Source organism: Mesorhizobium sp. M7A.F.Ca.ET.027.02.1.1, assembly GCF_004022985.1.
In the GTDB taxonomy this organism is placed as follows: domain Bacteria; phylum Pseudomonadota; class Alphaproteobacteria; order Rhizobiales; family Rhizobiaceae; genus Mesorhizobium.
Window position 1 is genome coordinate 1 of record NZ_RZOL01000435.1, and the last position, 4,780, is coordinate 4,780.

A 4,780-nucleotide genomic window follows, 5' to 3' on the forward strand; every position below is an offset into this window, starting at 1 on the left:
GGTCGGGTCACGCGACATCGCCGCCACCCGACGCCGGGCTTGCTGGCTGAGACAGCCAGCCGCCATTGAACCCGGCCTTGCGCAGGCCGTTGCGGATGTGTTGATTTGACCGCATCAGTCTCCAGATCAACCCTGACCGATGGTTCTCGATCATCATCACCACGATGCCTTGATCCAGCCCGTAGTGGCCTTCCGACACCCAGCCGTGCCTCCCGAATTTACGCCGGTTCGCCAATGTCGGGTTAAAACCGCTCGGCAGTCGGAAATTACCGATCACCTCGGGGTAGCGATCACCGAGATGGCGCAACGCCGCCAGGCAGATCTCCGGGGCGAAAGGCAGTGATGCCGGATAGGACCAAGGCGCGATCGTCCCGTCATCGGGCCCGAACGGCGCGCCGCGCGCGGCATAGCCGGAAAACCGCCGGCGCTGTCGCTCCACGCTGGTGCGAAAGCCGCCTGGCCCGTCGCCCGCCGAAAGACCCCAAAGGTTCTCGTCGTAGCCGCCATAGCCGTAAGGGTTGTGGCGTGCATAGTCGCGGTGCAGATAGGTCGAGCGGCGGCTGTTTTCGAAATAGTCCGAGTTCTTCTCGCGCATGAAGGCGTCGCGGATGCCGGCGAAATCGATCCAGGCATGCGAGAACTGGTGCATGAACAGCGGACCGCCATACAGCACGTCGTAGCCGTAGATGTTTTCCCACTGATAGGTCGCCGTCCAGCCCTCGTAGCTGTTGTCCGAGGTCGGGCTGTCGGGCGAAGCCATCGACAGGATGTAGAGGATCGTGGCTTCGTTGTAGCCCTCCCAGCCATAGTGGAGAAAGCCGCTCTTCGGCTTCCAGCCTTGTCGCAAGGTCGGGCTTGAGCCTTGTGCCCACCGCCAGTCGACGCGCCGGTAGAGCGCCTCGGCCAGTTGGCGGATTTCTGCTTCCTCGTCATCGTCACCGGAGAAATAGGCGCCCGCCACCAGCATGCCCGATATCAGCAACGCCGTATCCACCATCGACAGTTCGCAGCGCCAGACGCGCAGGCCGGTCCGCATATCGAGGAAATGGTAGTAGAAACCCTTGTGGCCGGTGACGTCGTCGCTATGGCCTTGCGGGCTGGCCGAGAAGAAGCGCAGCGCGGCCAGCGTCAGCTTCGCGGCGGCATCGCGCGCCATCCAGCCGCGCTCGACGCCGATCGGATAACTGGACAGCGCGAAGCCGACGACAGCGATGCTGGCCGGCGAATTCGGCCGCGACGTGTCGGCGACCAATCCGTTTTCGGGGTTCACGTTCTCGAGGAAATAGTCGAAGGCGGCGCGCTGATAGCGGTCCAGAAGCTCGTCGTCGGACAGCGCGGCAGGCTCGGCTCTAAGCAAAGGAAGCAAGCTCCCGCCGGATGGCTGCAGCGTCCGTCAACCGCCAACCAGTTGCCCCGCACCGGCAGGTCATCACGCACGCTGAACTGTCATGCCGTGTCATAGCTTTCCCGTATAGCTTTGTTGCGTCAACGTCGATTCGACGCCTGGGACTATACGCCCCTACGCTCCCGTTCGTTGCGTCGTCACGCGGAATTGAGATGCGTCCTGCCTCAGTAGGTGGCGCGGCCGCCGGAAACGTCGAACACGGCGGCGGTCGTGAACGAACACTCTTCCGAGGCAATCCAGCAGATCAGCGCCGCCACCTCTTCGACCTCGCCGAAGCGCGCCATCGGTATCTTGGACAGCATGAAGTCGATGTGCTCCTGGCTCATCTGCTTGAAGATAGCGGTGCGCACGGCCGCCGGTGTGACGCAATTGACCGTCACCTTGGTCTTGGCCAGTTCCTTGCCGAGCGACTTGGTCAGGCCGATCACCGCGGCCTTCGAGGTGCTGTAGGCCGAAGCGTTGGGATTGCCTTCCTTGCCGGCGATCGAGGCGATGTTGACGATGCGGCCATAGTTGCGCTCGAGCATGTGCGGCACGAGCGCCTTGTTGCAGTAGAAGACGCCGTTGATGTTGATGTCGATGACCTTCTGCCAATCCTCGGTCGAATAGTTCCAGGTCGTCATGTTCGGCCCGGTGATCGCCGCACTGGTGACCAGGATGTCGACACCGCCAAGCGCTTCGATCGCCGACTGCTTGGCGCGTTCCACGCCGGCCGCATCGGCGACGTCGATGGCAACACCGTGGAGGCCGGGAAGGGTGGCTTTGGCCTGTTCGATCTGAGCCGGATCGCGATCCCAGACTGAAACCCGTCCGCCCTCCTCGACAATCCTCTGAGCCACTGCCAGACCGATGCCTGAAGCGCCGCCGGTGATCACCGCCGCTCGACCGCTGAACCGCCCTGTAAAATTCATCGGCATCCTATTTTCCCGATCATCCCAACCCGATGGACGATGACGGCACGCGACCGCCATACCATCGACTGCGACTGTGCGGTCCCCATCAGGCGAGTTCAAGCCGGCATGCGAGGCCGATCGTCTGGGCCAATCCCGTTACCCGGGATTTCCCTCGAGCTCTCTGCCCAGCGCCTTCACCATCGCCACCAGCGCCGGTCCGATCTCGGCATGCGCGCGCTCTTCCGTGATGATCTCGCCGATGCCGCCGCAGGTGATGGCAACCAGCGGCGAGCCGTCACTCGGACGGAACGGCACGCCGACCGCATGGATATAGCTGTGCCAGGCGCCGAACGACGTCACATAGCCCTTGTCTGCATACTGGGCGATCGCATCGTCGATCGCCGCCCCGATCATCGCCGCCCTGTCCGGCTCGGCCTCCTGCAAAGCCTCCACAAGGCGGGCACGCTCCTCGGATGAAAGTGCCGCCGCATAGGCCAGCCCCATCGATGTCTTCCAGATAGGCAGATAGGAGCCCGGGTTGAGGCGCAGCGTGACAAGGCTCTCCGACCGGCAGTTGGCGAGATAGACCATGTTGAGGCTGTCGCGCGTGCCGAGCGCCACCGCCGCCCCCGTCAAATCGGCCAGCGGCTGCATCAGCGGCCGGGCGACGTGGACGACCGCACTGGAACTCAGTGCCGAATAACCCAGCGCCACGGTGGCGGGTCCGAGGCTGTAGCGGCCGAGGTCCTTGTCGTAGAGGAGATAGCCGAGCGCGCTTAGCGTATAGGTGATGCGCGAAACCGTGGCCTTGGGCAGGCCGGTGCGGGCAATGATGTCCTGGTTGCCGAGTGAGGCATCGCCCGGGCGGAAGGCGCGCAGGATGCCGAGCCCGCGCACCAGCGACGACGAAAGCTGCGCGCCTTCGACTTCAAGCTCCGTCTCGTCCCTGGTGGCTCGCTTGCGCACGCTGAGGTCTTTCTGGCGTCGTCGTCCGCCTGTCGGGCCGGTGTCGCCGGCGCTTTCCCAAAAATGAAATTAAATTCCATTTATATTTGACAGGCGCTTTCCCTCCCTGTCAATATGCTTCCCTCGATGGCATCTCCCAGCGCCCTGTGCCATCTTACGAAGCCCGTCCTTGTGAAGGTAGCCACGTGTCTCGCTATATTTTGCGCCGGCTTATCGCCATGCCGTTTCTGGTGCTCGGCATCGTCACCATCGCCTTCCTGATCACCACGGTGACCAAGGGCGATCCGCTGACCGCCATTGTCGCCGAACAGCAGATGAGCAACCCCGAAGTGGTGGCCGCCGCCAAGGCGCGCTGGGGTCTCGATCGTCCTTTGCCGGAACGCTATATGATATATCTTGGGAATCTGCTGAGCGGCGATCTTGGCACCTCGTTCATCACCAAGCGCAATGTCGGCACCGACATTCTCTACCGCTTGCCGGCAACGCTCGAACTGGTTTTCGCTGCGATGATCTTCGGCACCACGCTCGGCATTGTGCTTGGTGTGCTGGCCGCCTATTTCCGCAACAGCCTGATTGACCATGGCGCGCGGCTGTTCGCCTTGTTCGGCTCTTCGCTGCCGGTGTTCTGGTCGGGGCTCGGCCTGTTGTTCATCTTCTCCGTCATGCTGAACTGGCTGCCGGGGCCGGGCAGGGTCGATGCCCGCCTGGCATTGCCGCCCGGCATCACCGGCTTCCTGACCATCGATTCGCTTCTGGCTGGCGACTGGACCGTCTTCAAGGACGCGCTCCGGCACCTGCTTCTGCCGGCCTTCGTCCTCGGCTGGACGGTTTCCGGCACCATATCGCGGCTGGTGCGCGCCAACATGCTTGATGTGATGAGCCGCGAGTTCGTCCTCACCGCGCGCGCCAAGGGGGCGAGCGAATTCCGCGTCGTCATCGTCCATGCGTTGCGCAACACCATGGTACCGACCCTGACCGTCATCGGCTATTCCTTCGCCTATCTGATCACCGGCGCGGTGCTGACAGAAACCATCTTTTACTGGCCCGGCATGGGCTCCTATGCCGTCGAGGCGGCGCGCGCGCTCGACTTCCCGGCGATCATCGGCGTCACCATCGTCGGCGGCCTCGCCTTCCTGGTCACCAACCTCATCACAGACATCCTCTACGTGGTGGCCAATCCGCGCGTGAGGTTGAGCTGATGTCGGCGGTCACAACCAAATCCCATTCCGCCGCTGTTCCCGAATGGCTGACCGCGCCATTGGTCATCGGCACGGTCGTCATCCTGTTCTGGCTGTTCATGACCGTCTTCGCCGCCTTAATCGTGCAGTTCGATCCGCTCGAAATGGTCGCGCGCCGCTTGCAGCCGCCGAGCTGGGCGCACTGGCTGGGCACCGATGCTCTCGGCCGCGATGTTCTCGCCCGCACCTTGCACGGGGCGGCGCATTCGCTGCCGATCGCGGTTCTGGTCGTCGTCTCGGCTGTGGTGATCGGCTCGCTGCTCGGTGCCATTTCCGGG

General features: G+C 63.3%; 4 protein-coding genes and 1 pseudogene. 2 read left to right on the plus strand and 3 right to left on the minus strand.

Features of this window, described 5'->3' with window-relative positions; all coding sequences use genetic code 11:
• Positions 1-7: 7 nt before the first annotated feature.
• From EN749_RS30570 to EN749_RS30580, 3 genes are all read right to left on the minus strand, one after another.
• On the minus strand, positions 8-1,357 hold the full coding sequence (locus tag EN749_RS30570) for a glucoamylase family protein (protein WP_127266934.1): 1,350 nt from the start codon (positions 1,355-1,357) through the stop codon (positions 8-10).
• A 212-nt stretch (positions 1,358-1,569) separates the two neighbouring features.
• Positions 1,570-2,322, minus strand: coding sequence for an SDR family NAD(P)-dependent oxidoreductase (locus EN749_RS30575; protein WP_127266933.1), 753 nt, complete (start codon positions 2,320-2,322; stop codon positions 1,570-1,572).
• Between the two features lie 132 nt (positions 2,323-2,454).
• Complete coding sequence (locus EN749_RS30580) at positions 2,455-3,264, minus strand: IclR family transcriptional regulator (protein WP_128364558.1); 810 nt, start codon at positions 3,262-3,264, stop codon at positions 2,455-2,457.
• A gap of 185 nt (positions 3,265-3,449) precedes the next feature.
• Here EN749_RS30580 and EN749_RS30585 point away from each other — a divergent pair, with 185 nt between their 5' ends.
• Together EN749_RS30585 and EN749_RS30590 are read left to right on the plus strand one after the other, a co-directional pair.
• On the plus strand, positions 3,450-4,463 hold the full coding sequence (locus EN749_RS30585) for an ABC transporter permease (protein WP_128364559.1): 1,014 nt from the start codon (positions 3,450-3,452) through the stop codon (positions 4,461-4,463).
• A pseudogene (locus tag EN749_RS30590) lies at positions 4,463-4,780 on the plus strand (D,D-dipeptide ABC transporter permease); the annotation flags it as partial. The gene EN749_RS30585 and the pseudogene EN749_RS30590, both read left to right, overlap by 1 nt.